The following is a 15,903-nucleotide window of genomic DNA, read 5'->3' on the forward strand; positions in this document are numbered from 1 at the left end:
AGGGTTTAAACAGTAAATCAATAAAGTTTTGTTAAATCCGATTCAAAAAATGGGTTCCCCTTCCATTGCGTTGCATTTTCCTAATTGAAAAGACCCTTTCCCTCAAGCTGTATTGTCAGGCCGAAGTCCCAGGCCTAGTTTTACCCAAGAACTTTTAAACAGAATAATGATGAAAAGTAAGTTGCTTTTGCTGGCCTTGCCAGTACTATTTGGTGCTTTTTATGTTTCGGCCACTTTCTCGGAAGGGGACTATGCAGAAACCAAGCGCACATTACAGCCGGAGGAAGGCTGTGTATTTATGACGGTAATGGGTGAACAGCCTTCAGACGATTATCGAATTTTTAAAAACAATGAGAACCTAAGTGGTTCTGTAGATGATGGTTTGGCGTGGTTAAACGACGCCCAACTACCCAACGGCGGATATGGGGCTGGGACCCATAATGCCCAGCACATCCGGGATCCTCATGCGGTCAAAGCAGATCCCGCGACTACGGCAATGGTGGTGCAAGCATTCCTAAGAAGTGGAACCACCCTTAAAAGCGGCAAGTATGCCGGTAATTTGAAGAATGCGATATCCTTTTTGTTGGAAACCGTTGAGAATACCCCTAAAGATAGTCCGTATGTCACCGACGTTAGGGGTACTCAAATACAGTCAAAACTGGGGGAGAATATTGATGCAGTCCTTACGGCTCAGGTATTGTCAAATTTGCTTGATAGAAACCTTAAGGGAATCGATAAAAAGAGAATCAATAAGTGTCTGGATATTTGTGTGTCCAAGATTCAATTGGGAACAGATGCTTCAGGACGTCAAAAAGGTGCAGGTTGGGCTGGAGTACTACAAAGTGGCCTGGCTACAAGCGCATTGGAAGCTGCCCAAGCTGTGGGGGCCGATGTAGAGGAAGAGGTGATAGAACGCTCCAAGAATTACCAGAAAAGCAATTATGATTCCCAAAGCGGAAGTGTAAATACTGCCGATGGCGCAGGGGTTATGTTGTATGCTGTAAGTAATAGTGTAAGGGCAAGTGCTAAAGAAGCCAGAAAAGCGAAAGAGGACTTTGCCAAAGCCAAAAAGGAAGGTAAAATTGACAAGGACGCTGAAATATCTGTAGAGACCTTAAAGGATATAGGATATGATAATGCCAAGGCAATGGAGTATAGTACTTCCTACGAAATTTATGAATCTGCTAAGAATAGAGCACAGCAGGAAGACGTGATGAATGGATTTGGAAACAATGGAGGTGAAGAGTTCCTTAGTTTTTTACAAACGGGCGAATCCCTTGTGGTAAACAAGGATAAGGATTGGAAGAAGTGGTATGATGATATGAGCGGAAGAATCCTAAAAATCCAAAACCAAGACGGAAGTTGGAATGGGCATCACTGTATTACAAGTCCAGTATTTTGTACGGCAACAAGCCTGTTGTTGCTTACTGTAGAGAATGACATAAAATTCTTAAGCAAAGTAGGTAAAGAGTAGGATAAAAGGTCTTGATTTATAAAAACAGAGGCCACTTTTTTTGATGTTCTATGACAACCTGCTACTTTTAGACTACAAATAGTTTAGGTTGGTTAAACACCGCCCAAGTCCGCCGGTAGGGATACTGGCCCCCTATGCCAAAAGGAGGAGCGCTTGGGCGGTGTTTCCTTTTTATTTCATGGCTACCAATTGCAGGGTAGTGGTATACAAATCATTTTGTTCCATTTTGGATTTTAGCCAAGCATAAAAACTCATTACGAACACATCCTCTTGCGATGCTTCCTTCCAGGTAAAAGAAGCCTCTACTTTTTTTCTAAAATCAGCAGTGGTGATTTCCTTTGGGTGATCGTATACAAAAGCAATTAATTTCATGAATTGTACCACTCGATGCTCATTCTCTTGAGTCAATCTTTTAAAGAATCGTCTTTCAAAACTTTGCATTCGATTTAGCACAAGGTCCAATCTATTTAATTCTATTAATAATAATAGTTCAATAATATTCTTCTTAAGCACCCAGATCCAACCGACTTTTTTTTCATACCATCGGTCACTATGCGAAAGTTTTTTGAGAATTTGATATGCTTGGTGGTGTTCATTTTGTTGAAATAGGCACATGATCTGTGTTAATGAAATTTCCAAGGAGTGATTGGGGTAATCCGATAGTATGGAAAGTGCTTTCTCGGGGTTTCCGGTATAATTATAGTTTAATGCCTTTAGGAGAACCAACTTTTCCAGAAAACGATTGAAATAGGAACGGTTGTTCATTTGCATCCGTTCTTCCATTTTCATCAAGAACTGTATGGAGCGATCGAAATTGCGATTTCGGAAATGGGTATTCGCCATTAAGTGTTCTATTTCGATTAGATAGAACAGGTGCTTTTTTTCGGGGCTGGTCTTTTGCAATACAATTCCGTGAATTTCGGTCATGAACGACTCTATTTGGTGAAAATCACTCTGAAGTTGAGCCGCCGAAAAGGCGATGCTCATTAATTGAAAAAGTGATTTGTAGCCAAGGTTTTGATCCAGTTCGATCTCAAAATCGGAGAAGGCTTGGGTAATGATACTATCTATAGATTTTGGCTTTTCCGACTTAAGGTTCGATTTAATGGTGGCATAAGCCATGTTAAGTCGTTGTTCTCGGTGAAAAAGGGAAAGATTCCTCTGGGAAATTTTTATCAACTCTTTTAGGTTGAGGTCAACTTGGGTGTGGGCATATTGTATTTTGGTATGATAGATTTCTGTTAGTATGGCATACAGGTCGAATTGAGTTGCTTTTTTTTCTGCTTTTGACAGGGTTTTATGCCCTAGTTTGTGCTGTTTGTGCTCAAAAAATATTCTACTGGCCAGGAGCAATTTCAAAATGTCCAGTTCTTCACTTGTTTCCCCTTGAAAGCTTTTGGTGGCTAAAAAATCGATCAAGCTATCATGGAGTCGTTTGCTAAGGGCATGGTATGCGTTTCTGGATGGCTTTCCGTACAGCGCCTCATCAATACCAGTAACCTTTCCTTGGTCTATAAGCCGAAACAATTCTATGTTTTTTGTGTCCCCCCTTCTGTTCCTTTTTCGAAGGAGCCCCACAAAATCCCGCTTGTCTTCTACTGATAATATATTTGTTATTTGTAATAAAGTATTCATTTAAATCATAAGTATTTATATAATAAAAATACTATAAATATTGAATTAAAATCATATTATTTAAATATTTAATCATAAGTTTTTATTGAAAATGGTATTTTTTCAAAGAAGGATTCCCTACATATTTGCTCCGTAATCAAATTAAATCATCAAAACATTAGATTATGGAAAATCCAATTTTTAAAGACAAGAAACCAGTTAATGCACCATTGATTGAAAAAATTAAGAAGACCAAGGACGAATTTGAATGTCGACCTACACCTGCCTTTATTGCCGCATCATGGACGGCACTTTTTATAGGAATGGTGTCCTATTGTGTAGGACTCTGGAATGCTTATATGGAATTGAATGAAAAAGGCTACTATTTTACCATTTTATTGTTTGGACTTTTTGCCGTAGTATCTGTTCAAAAAAGTGTTCGGGACAAATTGGAGGGAATTCCCGTTACCGAAATTTACTACGGCATAAGTTGGTTCGTTACCATTGCTTCCATCCTACTTCTAATCATAGGACTTTGGAATGCAGATTTAGAGCTAAGTGAAAAGGGCTTCTACGGAATGTCATTTTTGTTGAGTCTATTTTCCGCAGTCGCGGTACAAAAGAACACGAGGGATATTCACTTTTTGGATAGACAAGAGACGAAGTAAACCAAAACAGGGACTTATCTGTTAGGTTCCTGTTTTGATGAAGGGTTGTTCTAACCCATTAACCCCGTCCATGGGCGGGGTTTTTCAAACTTTAAACTTAGATTCAATGTATTTAATAAGAGTAGTATTCGGTTTGGTATTCCTAGCATGGTCCATAGTGGCTGCAGTATATACTTTTAGTTTTGCCTGGATAGCCGCCATTGGCATTGGCTGGAGCGGAAAGAACATGGGAGTACTGGAATTTGTATGGTTGTTAAAAGCTCCCCTACTAATCACCTTGCTTTCCATTACTACCAGTATGGGACTGTTTTTCAATAAAAGATGGGGAAGCTTATTGGGGTTAGCACTATCCATTGTCGCTATGTTCCTCTGTTCTGAAACTATGTTAACAGGAATAGGTGATGGCAGCATTGCATATTCATCGGAACTTTTGACCATTTTCCCATGGTTGTTCCTTTCGTTTGTAGTAACGGTTGTTTTTCTGAAGTTGGTCAATTCGTACCAAAAAATAGGGGCGTCCCAAATGGTTATTCTTGGCTCTGTAATTTCCAGTGTATTGCTTTCCTATTATACCATGTTTTAACGATGGCCAACGTACAAATTGAAAATAGAATCCGCTATTACGAAATTCTGGGAGTTATACTAACAGCTTTGGGTAAGTTTATCTTTATGGATTTCCTGAATTGGAGGTTTCCATATGTCGCAACTGCTGTTCTAATTTGGTTGGTCTATATCTTGTACAGAAAGCGGCAAACACCCGGGATATTAAAGTATTGGGGCTTTAGAACAGATAATTTTAAAAAAGCACTGACATGGGTCATGCCCTTTGGGGCATTTTCAATAATGGTGTTTTTCGTCATTGGTTTTTGGCAGGGGAGTATTCATGTGACTTGGCATATTCTTCCTATCCTCATTACCTACCCTATTTGGGGCACGATTCAGCAATTTCTGCTCATTTCACTTGTAACAGGAAACAGCAAGGACAGTAATTTGTTCGGATTGAAGAACTGGCAAATCATTTTGGGTTCTGCCGTCCTGTTTTCGGTGGTGCATTATCCTTCTTTGTGGCTTATGCTAGGGACCTTTTTATTGGCCCTATTTTATGGCTTTGTATTCTTAAAGGAACGCAATGTGTATGTCTTGGGAATATTTCACGGATGGCTGGGAGCCATTTTTTATTATACCGTTGTTGGGACCGACCCTTTTGCCGATACCTTTTTGATACTCGTATCCTAAAAATGGGCCTTGGTTTATTACTCTATTCCAATCTGGTCGATTTCTGTATCATTATTGCCTTTGGGATCTGGGCCATATTGATTGGGTCCTTTATCACCATCGATACAGTAGAATACAAAGAGGACAATACCTCCTATATAGCTAACAACAGGTATGATACCTATTAGGTACCACCATCCTGATTTTCCCGTATCGTGCAATCTGCGAACGGCCACCGCAATACTAGGTATAAAGGAGGCCAGACCAAATAAAACTACCAGTGCAAGACCTATGTAGTAAAGGGGAGAATCACCATCATAAGTTCCAATTCCAGTAAACATTAAAACTATTGGAATTATCATGATAAGAATATTAACGAGCACATAGTACCAATATTCTGATCTACGTGCACGACCTTCAAAATTGGCGTAATTCTTTATAAAAACTTTTTTCCACCAATCGAGCATATTGTAATCCGCTTCTTGCTTTTCAATGATCATAATTTGTTTTTTACGTTGATGGGCCTAAAATAATAATAAATCGTAAAATCAAACAGGTGAAATTTGCGCGACCTCCCTAAGTTTCCAAAAGGCTAATTAGGTCTCATAAAAAAAAGGAATCACAGAACTGTGATTCCTTTTAAGTTTTATAAATTTTGCCGTCGTCTTAGTTTGCCTCCACAAAAAGACCGTCATCTGTCTTGTTTACTTTGGCAAGACCGTTTTTGGTCAATCCCTTTATGGTTTTATCCCACTTCTTGTTACTTAAACCAGATTGGGCTTTGAGCGCATTGAGATCTATAGGGCTACTATCCTTCAAGATTGCGAATACAGCTTTTTCCTCGTCCGTCATCGCTACTTGTTTTACCTCGGGCTTCATTTGCGGGAAGAACAATACCTCTTGAATGGATTCATTGTTGGTCATAAACATGGTTAACCTGTCTACCCCAATTCCAATTCCGGAAGTAGGAGGCATACCATACTCCAATGCCCTTAGGAAATCCTGATCTATAAACATGGCTTCGTCATCCCCTTTTTCAGATAACTCTAGTTGATCTTCGAAACGCTCACGTTGCTCAATGGGATCGTTAAGCTCTGTGTAGGCATTGGCCAATTCCTTTCCATTTACCATTAATTCAAAACGTTCGGTAAGACCTATCTTACTTCTGTGTTTTTTGGTCAACGGGCTCATCTCTACCGGATGATCCATGATAAAGGTGGGTTGGATATAATTGTGCTCACATCTTTCACCAAATATTTCATCGATCATTTTACCAATACCGAAGGTTTCGTCCACTTCCAGATCTAAGGCCTTACAGGCTTCCCTTACTTCTTCCTCGCTTTTCTGGTAAAGATCATAACCCGTATGTTCCTTTATGGCATCTAGTATTCCGATGCGCTTATAAGGTGCTTTATAGTCGATTACGTTGTCACCAAATTGGACTTTGGTTGTACCATGTAAAGCAATGGCCACTTTTTCCAGCAATTTCTCGGTAGTATCCATCATCCAATGATAGTCCTTGTAAGCAGCATACATTTCCATTACCGTAAACTCAGGGTTATGGGTTCTGTCCATTCCTTCATTACGGAAATCCTTGGCAAATTCGTATACTCCATCAAAGCCACCTACAATCAATCTTTTTAGGTATAATTCATTGGCGATTCGCAAGTATAATGGTATGTTCAATGCGTTATGATGGGTTACGAACGGTCGCGCCGCAGCTCCACCCGGAATAGGCTGTAGGATGGGGGTTTCCACTTCAAGAAATCCCATCTCATTATAGAATTCGCGAATGGTATTGGTAATCTTCGTACGTTTCACGAATGTATCCTTAACCTTTGGGTTTACAACCAAATCGGCATAGCGCTGACGGTACCGCAGCTCAGGATCGTTAAATTCATCAAAGGTATTCCCTTCACTATCCGTTTTGGGAAGGGGTAGCGGCTTTAATGCTTTCGAAAGCAATACAAACTCTTTTACCATTACGGTTTTTTCACCCACTTGTGTGGTGAATAGTTCCCCAACAATACCAATAAAATCCCCAATGTCAAGAAGTTTCTTGTACACATCGTTGTACAGGGTTTTGTCTTCCCCTGGACAGATTTCGTCGCGGTTAAAATATACCTGAATGCGTCCTTCACTATCCTGAAGCTCGGCAAAGGAAGCTTTTCCTTGAATACGGCGCGACATTAAACGGCCACCAATGGTCACCTTCTTACCTTCCGAAAAATCCTGTTTAATCTTGGCAGACGTGTGGTCTACCGGATATAATTCGGGAGGATAAGGGTCTATTCCCATTTGGCGCAATTGAGCCAATTTTTCGCGTCGTACGAGCTCTTGTTCTGAAAGTTGCATAACTGTCTATAAAAAATAAGAGGCAAAGATACAGACAAACTATGTGTTTTTCAATTCAAGGTATTGTTTTGTTGCCAACGGATTATTGTGTTCCATTTCTTAGGCCTTGCAGTTCGAGAAACGTCTTTTTGTATTCCTCGTTTTCCGGGTCTAAGGAGAGTGCTTTTTTATAATTTTCCATTGCCCCTTCGGGATCTGCGTTTTGCGATAGCTTGTTGGCTAGGCTTACATAGGTCTTGGGTTCTTCCGGATATAGCAGTGTGTTCAATCTGGCCACAATAATGGCTTCTTCTTTTTTATGCGCATAGAACAAAACGTTGGCATAAGTGTTTAGTTCGTACATGTTGGTGACGAGTTCCTTCAATTTCGGAAGGAGTTTTCGTTGCTTTTTGTTGAATTTGTTCAAGTTCATTTCGGTGAGCATATCGTTTACCAAGGTCACTCCATGATAATTTGGTGTATACTCCTTCTGAATAATTTTCACAAGGTCTTCTTCAAGGGTTTCGACTGGGGATTCTACAATTCGGTTTACCTCTTTTCCATTTTTATAAATAATGAAGGTAGGTACCCTATGTATGTTCAAGGATTCGTGTTCGCCACCTGGGCTCTGCTTATAGGTTTCCCTATCCCTACTTACTGCCACCATGGTTAATCTTTCCAATGGGAAATTTGCCTGTTCCAATACCTTGTAAAAACGAGGGGTCTCCCTTTTACTATCCCCACACCAAGTGCCCATAAATGCAGTTATTGTATACTTGTCTAAATGACGTTCTAATGTATCTATTGCAGTAGAATTAATTGGATATGCTTGGTAGTTTTCGTTAAACCAAGGGTAATTCTCCTGGGTAAATCCTTCTTTGTTTATTTTGCCCAATAGAAAAGGCTTTTTTCCTTCCAAAGTAACTTCCTGATTGAATGCCTGTGCAAACCCGGCTGTGGAGAATAATAGGAATAGTGCTGTGAAAAATAGTTTCGATTTCATCTTTGTTCGTTTTTTAGTTGACAGCGCTAAGATGAAGTCGATTGGTAAAAGAGGAAAGAATACAGCGTTGGAAATGGGGTCTAGACCCTAGGTGGAATTTTCAAAACTGGCCTAGGCCAGTTTCTTTTTAGCCTCTTCACGGGAAGAGACATTCAGTTTTTTGTACACATTATTTATATGTGTTTTCACCGTACTAACGCTTACAAATAGTTGGGAAGCAATTTCCTTGTTGCTTTTATCCTGGAGGATTAATTCCAGTACTTTGTTTTCCTGTTGAGTCAAATTACTTTTGGAACTATCTTTACGTACCAGCTTTTTGTTCTTTTTGAAGAAGTAATAATTTCCCAATAAAGATAGTGCCGATATGGTGGTTAAAAGCCAGAACCACCAGGGTAGTTCGCTTTTGGCATGCTGTGCGATTAGGTATCGATCCGATTGTAATTCTGCAGCATATTGTTGGGTGTAAGGGCTATCTGGGTATTTTTCCTGAAGCCGAACCAATAGATTGTCGTAGTAGGTATTCTTCTTTAAATCTTCCAAATAATAACCATAAAGTTCGTTGCTACGATCACTTAGGAACGCATAGCTATACAATTCTGCTAAGGGTTCTTGCAGTTGCTCGCCATACTGCTGAAGGATGCTAAACCATTTCTTCGAGTTAAGTTTGCGGTTCGCCTCACTTCGATACGTACTAAAGGCAAAGCGCATATCGTTCTTCAAGGAATCAATTTTTAAAAGTGCCTTCGATTGTTCATTGGGAGAAACCACTTCACAGAACATTTCATTTTCAAAGGAAAAGGGAAGCATGAGCTCTGTATGGTTATTGGCAACAAAAACAATTTCCTTGCTATTGGGACAGTGACCCGTAAAATGGTTCACCCGTTCTTCTTCCTCATTACAATTGTCAATATGAATTCGGTACATCCTATTTTCATCTGGAAGGTTGTTGCCATTAAATTGAAAGTAACCCAATGAATCTGCTTGGGTTTCATTTAATATCTGCTCCGGATACACCCCCGACATTTTTCGATAATCCTCAACGACCGACAGATAAATTCTTCCATCGAGATTTTCTGAATTTACCTTACCCGAAAATTGATATTGAGCCCATAGCGCTGGACCTGTCAAGAAACATATGATGCATACAATTTTCGTTTTCATAATCACGAAGCTAATATACAAGAAACGTTGTTGTAACAAAAGTAGTTTGAATAACACATATAGATGAATCATTAAGTAATTTTAGCCCATGAGTTTTTGGAGAGTCCTACTTTCTATTTTGTTTCCGCCCCTTGCCGTTTTGGATAAAGGCTGCGGCTCTATCCTAATTGTAATCATTCTAACCATTTGTGGTTGGGTTCCTGGCGTTATTGCCGCACTTATCATTTTGAACAATCCGGATAAATAACTTTTAAATTCGGGTATTGGGTGGTACTTGAAACCCAGCAGTTTTTATTAAGGTCATTTCGGTATCTTTGTTGCTATGGTCATACTGTATAGTGTGGTTAGACAACCTAATCAATGTAATTATGAAGAAACAACTATTCTATTTCTTGGCACTTGCTTTGCTAACAGTAAGTTGCCAGTTTAACGAAACGCTCACCTTAAATGAGGATGGCAGTGGAAGGATTTCGATCTCAATGGATATGTCGGAAATGATGGCATTTTCTGGAGAACTGTCCGACTCGGCCAAAGTAGAGAAAATGGACACACTCATTCGGATGAAAGATGTCCTTGAGGACAAAAAAGATAGTATTGCCCAGTTGCCGGCTAAGCAACAGGCAAAACTGAAAAAATTGGAAAACTTTAATTTTCACACGGTAATGGATTCTGAAAAACAAGAAATGTTTTTCAATCTTTATGCAAATTTCAAGAATGTGAACGAAGCAAATGATTTAATGAGCGCCTTCGAATCCAGTGGGGATTTCATTCCAAGTGCTGGGCCTGGAGGAGGTGACATATATAGCGATCCTGATTCCGGTGGAATGATGGCAGTAAATTTTTCTTACGAAAATGGCAAGTTTGTTCGTGATGCCTTTATTACAGACAAGGAAAAGCATCGAGTACAAATGGATAGTATAAAAAATGCCGAAGCTTTTATGAGCAGCATGAAGTATAGAATAAAATATACCTTCCCAAGGCGTATTAAGACCGTATCTGTAGACAATGCCAGATTTTCTTTAGATGGCAAGACGGTAGAATTTGAAGTCCCATTTATCGACTATTTCAAGGACCCAGATGTACTGGACTTAGAAGTAGAATTAGAAAATTAATTAATATTTGCTATGAAAAAATACGTATCCCTATTGCTCGTCATAACCTTGTTTGCTTGCAATAGTTCAAAGAAAGCGTCCGACGAACAAAATACATCGGTCGATCCAAAAGTGGTCGTTAATGAAGGGACTTGTCCAGAGGCAGGAACATGCTCTTTCCAAATAAAGGAAGGTACTTCCTTTACTTTTGAAACTGATGGAACAGGGGCCTTATACCCAAAGTTTGAACAAGGCGATGGTTCAGTTGCAGAATTTAGCTACAAGGAGAAAGGACCGGAAGGAACAGCAGATGGCGACTATGCCGAAGTAATCCAGTTTAATATTCCGAAGGATATAGGGAAAGGTAAATCCTATACAGGAGACGCCCTACAAGATGTAAATCTTGTATTTAACAAGCATTGTTTCTGCAAAGGTGAGGCAGGATATTATAAGGTCACCGAAGGTGCCCTAAAGCTATTTCATGATAAGGACGGCGCACTCAATTTCGATTTGCAGTTTAAAATGAACAATCTTACACATACCATACACAGAATCATCAGAAAATAAAAAAAGGGAATCGTTTAGATTCCCTTTTTTTTATGTGATAATGATCACTACTGAAGGATAATTTTCTGTGTTGCCACTGCACTTCCATTAGTAATTCTTACGAAATACATTCCAGTCTGAAGATTGTTATAGTTCAAAGTTTCATTGAATACAGCTCCAGAACCTGAATTAAACGTATTCGAAGACACTTTTCTTCCTCTAATATCATACAAGTCGATGGCGACTTTTTCATCCACCGCGATAAAAGAAACAGAAAGGTTTCCTGAAGTTGGGTTAGGCCAAACCGCTAGGTTTTCCAACGTGAAATCTTCAGTCGCAGCGGTACCGGAAATTACGAACTCTACTGCATTCACATTGTAGAATAGGTTATCCCTAGCAGCTACCATTAAGCGAGCCTCAGAGGTGTTCGGTACATTGGGTACCGTTAGGGTATGGCTTCCATTATTCGAAACATCTTCGGCAATGGTATATTCGAAATTCAATCCACCATCTACCGATAATAAAATATCCACAGCAGTAGTACTAATTGGAGCAGCATCTGTATTGGCTACATCCCAAGTTACTGTTTGGGTACTTCCGAGTGCCCAATCTTCTGCCGAGGTCTGTGATGTTACAACAAACGGACCCGTCCCGTCAATTGTGGTAACGCCTGTTACAGTGCTTGCACTGGCCCCACCATTAACGACATTATCACGAACGGTCAAACGGAATCCCATACTACGTTGTACAGAAGGTACTACCTCCCAAGTGGTACTGGTAGATCCCAATAATACGGTTTCCAATTTTGGCATATATCGGTCTGGTGACTCCGAGGGATCCAATGATCTGAACAAGGGCCCTACAGTCGATGTAGATACCGGTGGCATTGGAGCTGGTGTCGCATCTATCTGTTCCCAGCAATAGGTCAATATATCTTCAGCGTCTGGGTCTGTAGCATCCCCACGAAGCACAAAAGGAGTAGATAATGGAATAAAGAACCCACCACCATTGTTTATTACTGGTGGCTCATTATTGGTATCGGTCTGTTCAGCACAAGTAGAGTTTCCGGCCGAGATATTATTCCACATTTCAATAATACTTACTCCGTTAAAGTAATCATCGCTATTACTTTGTACGTTTGGAGCACAAATTCCTGCATAGCCCATAATTGTGGAGGCACTACCTGGTTCTATGGAAACTGAAGAACGTTGGCAGTTGTTATTCTGCGGATGATTGGCACCGTATTGGTGTCCCATTTCGTGCGCAACATAATCGATATCGTAAAAATCACCGATAGGATTGTTTATCCCTGTAACTCCTTGTGCTTTGGCACCACTTACACAGGGCGAATTTAATTGCGCTACACCACCACCTTGTGTGCTGAATACGTGGCCAATATCGTAATTAGCATTTCCAATTACTGCATCACATTTGGATTGATTTTCACCTAAGAGGGCAAATGGATCGTTATTGGTATAACCATCGGTAGCGGGATCCAGGAAAATAATATCCGTATTATTTGGGATAATTTCCATAGTTAAAGCTACGTCCCTCTCAAAAACCCCATTTACTCGAGTCATGGAAACATTCATCGCAGATAATACAGCCGCTTTCTTAACAGAATCTGGCTCGCCGGGGTCTATTCCTTGGTTGTTTAAGTGAAAAATAGCATACTCACCAGTACATGCCAATGCTAACCTAAAGGTTCTTAGCATTCCGTCATCTGCATTTCTATTGCCATTTTCTGAGTCTTCCACATAAGTGGATACAGTATTTTCTACATGGCACTCAAAAGAATCTGGGTTCGTCGGAACGGCATCCTTGGAGTAGTGAATGTAGAACCTTTTGTCCTTGGTATAAGGATCTATGTAAATGGTTTTGTGTTTGGGCGAACTAATCATAACGTGAACCCCAATGGGTGATACGCTAAAACGAGCCACAGAGGAAGGATCTTCTATTCCTTGGGCCACGTAGGATTGAATGTTCGGGAATTGAGCCTTCAATCCATCGCTTAACACAGAAGCTTCCAGTACACGATAGGTCATTGCCTTGCCATTGTTCGAAGGCAAGGAAAGAAAAGTGTTCGAGGTATGATTGCTTTTTCGGGTGGGTGCCATGCTCGCAATTTGAGCAAATGCATCTACATCTAATTCAAACAACTCATAGTGAGAGGGCATAGAGTTTCTAAACTCCTTATCTAAAGAGCTTACCCTTGTTTCCTGAACCGAAGTCCAGAAATTATCCGATTGTCCAAAGGAGGCGGATGAACAAACAAAGGCAGCACAAACAAATGCCCATTTAATAATTCTAATTTTCATTGCAATTTTTTTTGTGATATAACTCCAAATATACTAAATAATGCCCGCACCCTTGGATTTATGAGGTTTTGGTTAGATTTTGAAACTATCCCATAATTATGGAGTATTTTTGTAATTCGTTGAAATATCACTTCATTTTTGAACAAAGACATATACATACAAGATTTAGGTCTTAAGGATTATAAAGAAACCTGGGATTATCAAGAAGAATTGTTCAAGGAAATCCTGGATTTGAAAATTAAGAACAGGAGGGAGGCGGCTAATTTACCTACACCCAATCACTTCCTTTTTGTGGAGCATCCTCATGTATTTACGTTGGGTAAAAGTGGGGACTTCGATAATTTATTGATATCCGAGTCCCGATTAAAAGAGATAAATGCATCTTTTTATAAAATAAATCGTGGAGGTGACATTACCTATCATGGACCTGGGCAAATAGTGGGATATCCAATTCTCGATTTGGAAAACTTCTTTACCGACATTCACAAGTACTTACGTCTTTTAGAAGAAATGATTATAAGGACGCTGGCGGAATATGGGATTAAAGCTGAACGATCGGATGGCGAAACAGGTGTTTGGCTAGATGTAGGGACGCCTTTTGCCCGTAAAATTTGTGCCATGGGTGTTCGCGCAAGTAGATGGGTAACCATGCATGGATTTGCATTCAATGTCAACGCCGACTTGGGGTATTTCGATTATATGATTCCATGTGGTATAAAGGACAAAGCCGTTACCTCCCTAAATGTGGAATTGGGTAAAACAGAAGTGTCCATGACAGAGGTTCAGGAAAAATTAATGAAACACTTCTCCGAACTCTTCGAAGCAAGGCTACTAGAGAAAAAGACAGTGTAACTCAATTCTTCTTTAATTGATTTACTGCTTTATAAAAACAACCCGACGATTTTTAGCTTTTCCATCGACCGTACTATTGTCAGCAACTGGTTCACCTTCCCCTTTACCATCTGTAGTAAGACGACTTCCGTCCACCCCATAGGTTGTCATTAGCGCTTGTCTCACCGACTCAGCCCTAGATTTTGAAAGGGAAAGATTAGCACTATCACTTCCGTCACTATCTGTATGTCCCACGATCAATAATTTAATGGAAGATTCCTGTTGAAGTACTTGGGAAATCTGCCTTAATATACCGTAGGATTGTGGTTGTATGGTGGCAGATCCAGAATTGAATAGGATGCCATTGGTAGATACCTTACCCTCTGAAAGCAAAGTTCTGCGTAAATCGACTCCACCTTTAGCGATTTTTAGATTGGAAATGAAAATTTTCTCTTTGCCATCTTTGAAACCCTCAGCGCTAAATTTTAAAGCTTTTATATGTTCTCTTTGGGTCAACATTTTCGGAATGTCGATGTATTTTTTGTCGTTAACCCACAAACGAAAGCGCTCCTTGTTTACGGCAATTGAAATGTGAGGTTTATTTTGTGTGGCATTCCTAATATCCGCCGTAATACTGTTATTAATGATATACCCTTCACTTGGAGTATAACTTTTTACCTGAATACCAAAAGCACCATACTGTCCAAATGGGATCCAAGCGGCACACCAATTTTCACCTCTTTTCAATTTGGTGTCGTCAGATAGTAGGATGTGCAATTTTGCCGTAGAAGAGGTCTTGCTGTCCAAACCATATCCAAACACATCAAATTCTATAGTGTATTCTTCGGGTAGGGTCACGTCTAATGGCGCATAAAAAATGCCATATCCCGAAAGAATTTCCAACCAACGATCCGAACTATCGTTAAAGGTGACGACCTCCCCACTACCATTGGTATTCCATTTACTTGGGAAATCACCGATGTAATCATTGGAATAATCATCGAAAAACAATAGTTCGTCCCCAGGGACAAAATCGAATTTGCTGTTTATTTTGAAGGTTTCTGAAGAGGTACTCTCATTTGAACTGCCTGAGTCCGACCCCGATCCAGAATTGGTTCCAGATCCTCCGCTATTACCATTGCTACCTTCATTATCCTCCTCCGTGGTGTCAGAATTCCCTTCATCGCCTGACCGTTTACCAGCCAAAAGTTCTTTAGCCGTTTTTACACTGTATTTTAAGGCTTTCTTTGCTTTATTAATCTGCAATGTTGCCTTTGCCTGTTTCAAAGCTCCTTGTCCGTCTAGGTCGGATAGAATATTGGGAGCACTAGTAAGAAGCTGCTCTGCATCAAGCAACGCATCTTCCAACACATCAATATCGTCATCATCCAACGGTGTCCCTGCCTTCGCATAACCATCGTAGCGATACACTTTATCGTATATATCGAACGAATTTCGAACGAAGGTATCTACACTATAGATGCCCACACTGCTTTTGGGTCGCTTAATTCGTTTGGTTTGGGCTTGGATAGAGGAGCCTACAAATAATAATAAGGCGAGGGTAACGGAAATTCTTAGCGAGGTTTTCATGGAGTGGTTTTTAGCTTATTGCACAAAAATATACTCCAACTAATTGATTTACAACAGG

At 40.0% G+C, this 15,903-nt stretch carries 15 protein-coding genes; 8 read left to right on the plus strand and 7 right to left on the minus strand.

Translation table 11 applies throughout. The features are described from left to right. Positions 1 to 166: 166 nt before the first annotated feature. Positions 167 to 1,474 (plus strand): prenyltransferase/squalene oxidase repeat-containing protein, encoded by a 1,308-nt coding sequence (locus tag AC6JAD_RS09735; protein WP_461305024.1) that lies wholly within the window; start codon positions 167 to 169, stop codon positions 1,472 to 1,474. 171 nt (positions 1,475 to 1,645) lie between these two features. Here the strand turns inward: AC6JAD_RS09735 and AC6JAD_RS09740 are convergent, their stop codons facing one another. Continuing rightward, complete coding sequence (locus tag AC6JAD_RS09740) at positions 1,646 to 3,109, minus strand: hypothetical protein (RefSeq protein WP_461305023.1); 1,464 nt, start codon at positions 3,107 to 3,109, stop codon at positions 1,646 to 1,648. A gap of 164 nt (positions 3,110 to 3,273) precedes the next feature. Here AC6JAD_RS09740 and yiaA point away from each other — a divergent pair, with 164 nt between their 5' ends. The 3 genes from yiaA to AC6JAD_RS09755 all read left to right on the plus strand — a co-directional run bounded on the left by yiaA (position 3,274) and on the right by AC6JAD_RS09755 (position 4,992). Next, positions 3,274 to 3,756 (plus strand): inner membrane protein YiaA, encoded by a 483-nt coding sequence (yiaA, locus tag AC6JAD_RS09745; protein ID WP_461305022.1) that lies wholly within the window; start codon positions 3,274 to 3,276, stop codon positions 3,754 to 3,756. A 106-nt stretch (positions 3,757 to 3,862) separates the two neighbouring features. Beyond that, a complete protein-coding gene (locus AC6JAD_RS09750; RefSeq protein WP_461305021.1) occupies positions 3,863 to 4,339 on the plus strand; it encodes a hypothetical protein in 477 nt (158 codons plus the stop codon). Positions 4,340 to 4,341: 2 nt separating this feature from the next. Then, positions 4,342 to 4,992: a CPBP family glutamic-type intramembrane protease gene (locus AC6JAD_RS09755; protein WP_461305020.1), complete on the plus strand. Its 651-nt coding sequence runs from the start codon at positions 4,342 to 4,344 to the stop codon at positions 4,990 to 4,992. Between the two features lie 17 nt (positions 4,993 to 5,009). Here the strand turns inward: AC6JAD_RS09755 and AC6JAD_RS09760 are convergent, their stop codons facing one another. The 4 genes from AC6JAD_RS09760 to AC6JAD_RS09775 all read right to left on the minus strand — a co-directional run bounded on the left by AC6JAD_RS09760 (position 5,010) and on the right by AC6JAD_RS09775 (position 9,469). Continuing rightward, positions 5,010 to 5,471, minus strand: a complete 462-nt coding sequence (locus tag AC6JAD_RS09760) for a DUF805 domain-containing protein (RefSeq protein WP_461305019.1) — start codon at positions 5,469 to 5,471, stop codon at positions 5,010 to 5,012. Positions 5,472 to 5,637: 166 nt separating this feature from the next. After that, positions 5,638 to 7,326: a lysine--tRNA ligase gene (gene lysS, locus AC6JAD_RS09765; protein ID WP_461305018.1), complete on the minus strand. Its 1,689-nt coding sequence runs from the start codon at positions 7,324 to 7,326 to the stop codon at positions 5,638 to 5,640. A gap of 82 nt (positions 7,327 to 7,408) precedes the next feature. After that, positions 7,409 to 8,308: a thioredoxin domain-containing protein gene (locus tag AC6JAD_RS09770; protein ID WP_461305017.1), complete on the minus strand. Its 900-nt coding sequence runs from the start codon at positions 8,306 to 8,308 to the stop codon at positions 7,409 to 7,411. Positions 8,309 to 8,419: 111 nt separating this feature from the next. Further along, positions 8,420 to 9,469 (minus strand): helix-turn-helix domain-containing protein, encoded by a 1,050-nt coding sequence (locus tag AC6JAD_RS09775; RefSeq protein ID WP_461305016.1) that lies wholly within the window; start codon positions 9,467 to 9,469, stop codon positions 8,420 to 8,422. Between the two features lie 88 nt (positions 9,470 to 9,557). Here AC6JAD_RS09775 and AC6JAD_RS09780 point away from each other — a divergent pair, with 88 nt between their 5' ends. From AC6JAD_RS09780 to AC6JAD_RS09790, 3 genes are all read left to right on the plus strand, one after another. Further along, positions 9,558 to 9,716, plus strand: a complete 159-nt coding sequence (locus tag AC6JAD_RS09780; RefSeq protein ID WP_461305015.1) for a YqaE/Pmp3 family membrane protein — start codon at positions 9,558 to 9,560, stop codon at positions 9,714 to 9,716. A gap of 121 nt (positions 9,717 to 9,837) precedes the next feature. Further along, positions 9,838 to 10,581, plus strand: coding sequence for a hypothetical protein (locus AC6JAD_RS09785; RefSeq protein WP_461305014.1), 744 nt, complete (start codon positions 9,838 to 9,840; stop codon positions 10,579 to 10,581). A 12-nt stretch (positions 10,582 to 10,593) separates the two neighbouring features. Next, positions 10,594 to 11,127, plus strand: coding sequence for a hypothetical protein (locus tag AC6JAD_RS09790; protein ID WP_461305013.1), 534 nt, complete (start codon positions 10,594 to 10,596; stop codon positions 11,125 to 11,127). A 47-nt stretch (positions 11,128 to 11,174) separates the two neighbouring features. Here the strand turns inward: AC6JAD_RS09790 and AC6JAD_RS09795 are convergent, their stop codons facing one another. Beyond that, positions 11,175 to 13,424, minus strand: coding sequence for a zinc-dependent metalloprotease (locus AC6JAD_RS09795; RefSeq protein WP_461305012.1), 2,250 nt, complete (start codon positions 13,422 to 13,424; stop codon positions 11,175 to 11,177). A 138-nt stretch (positions 13,425 to 13,562) separates the two neighbouring features. On the opposite strand from AC6JAD_RS09795, the gene lipB reads away from it, so the two are divergent. Next, positions 13,563 to 14,276: a lipoyl(octanoyl) transferase LipB gene (gene lipB, locus AC6JAD_RS09800; RefSeq protein WP_461305011.1), complete on the plus strand. Its 714-nt coding sequence runs from the start codon at positions 13,563 to 13,565 to the stop codon at positions 14,274 to 14,276. Between the two features lie 21 nt (positions 14,277 to 14,297). Here lipB and AC6JAD_RS09805 read toward each other — a convergent pair whose 3' ends face one another. Continuing rightward, a complete protein-coding gene (locus tag AC6JAD_RS09805; protein WP_461305010.1) occupies positions 14,298 to 15,845 on the minus strand; it encodes an OmpA family protein in 1,548 nt (515 codons plus the stop codon). Positions 15,846 to 15,903: the final 58 nt, after the last annotated feature.

The sequence above is a fragment of the Aureisphaera sp. genome, from assembly GCF_059726885.1.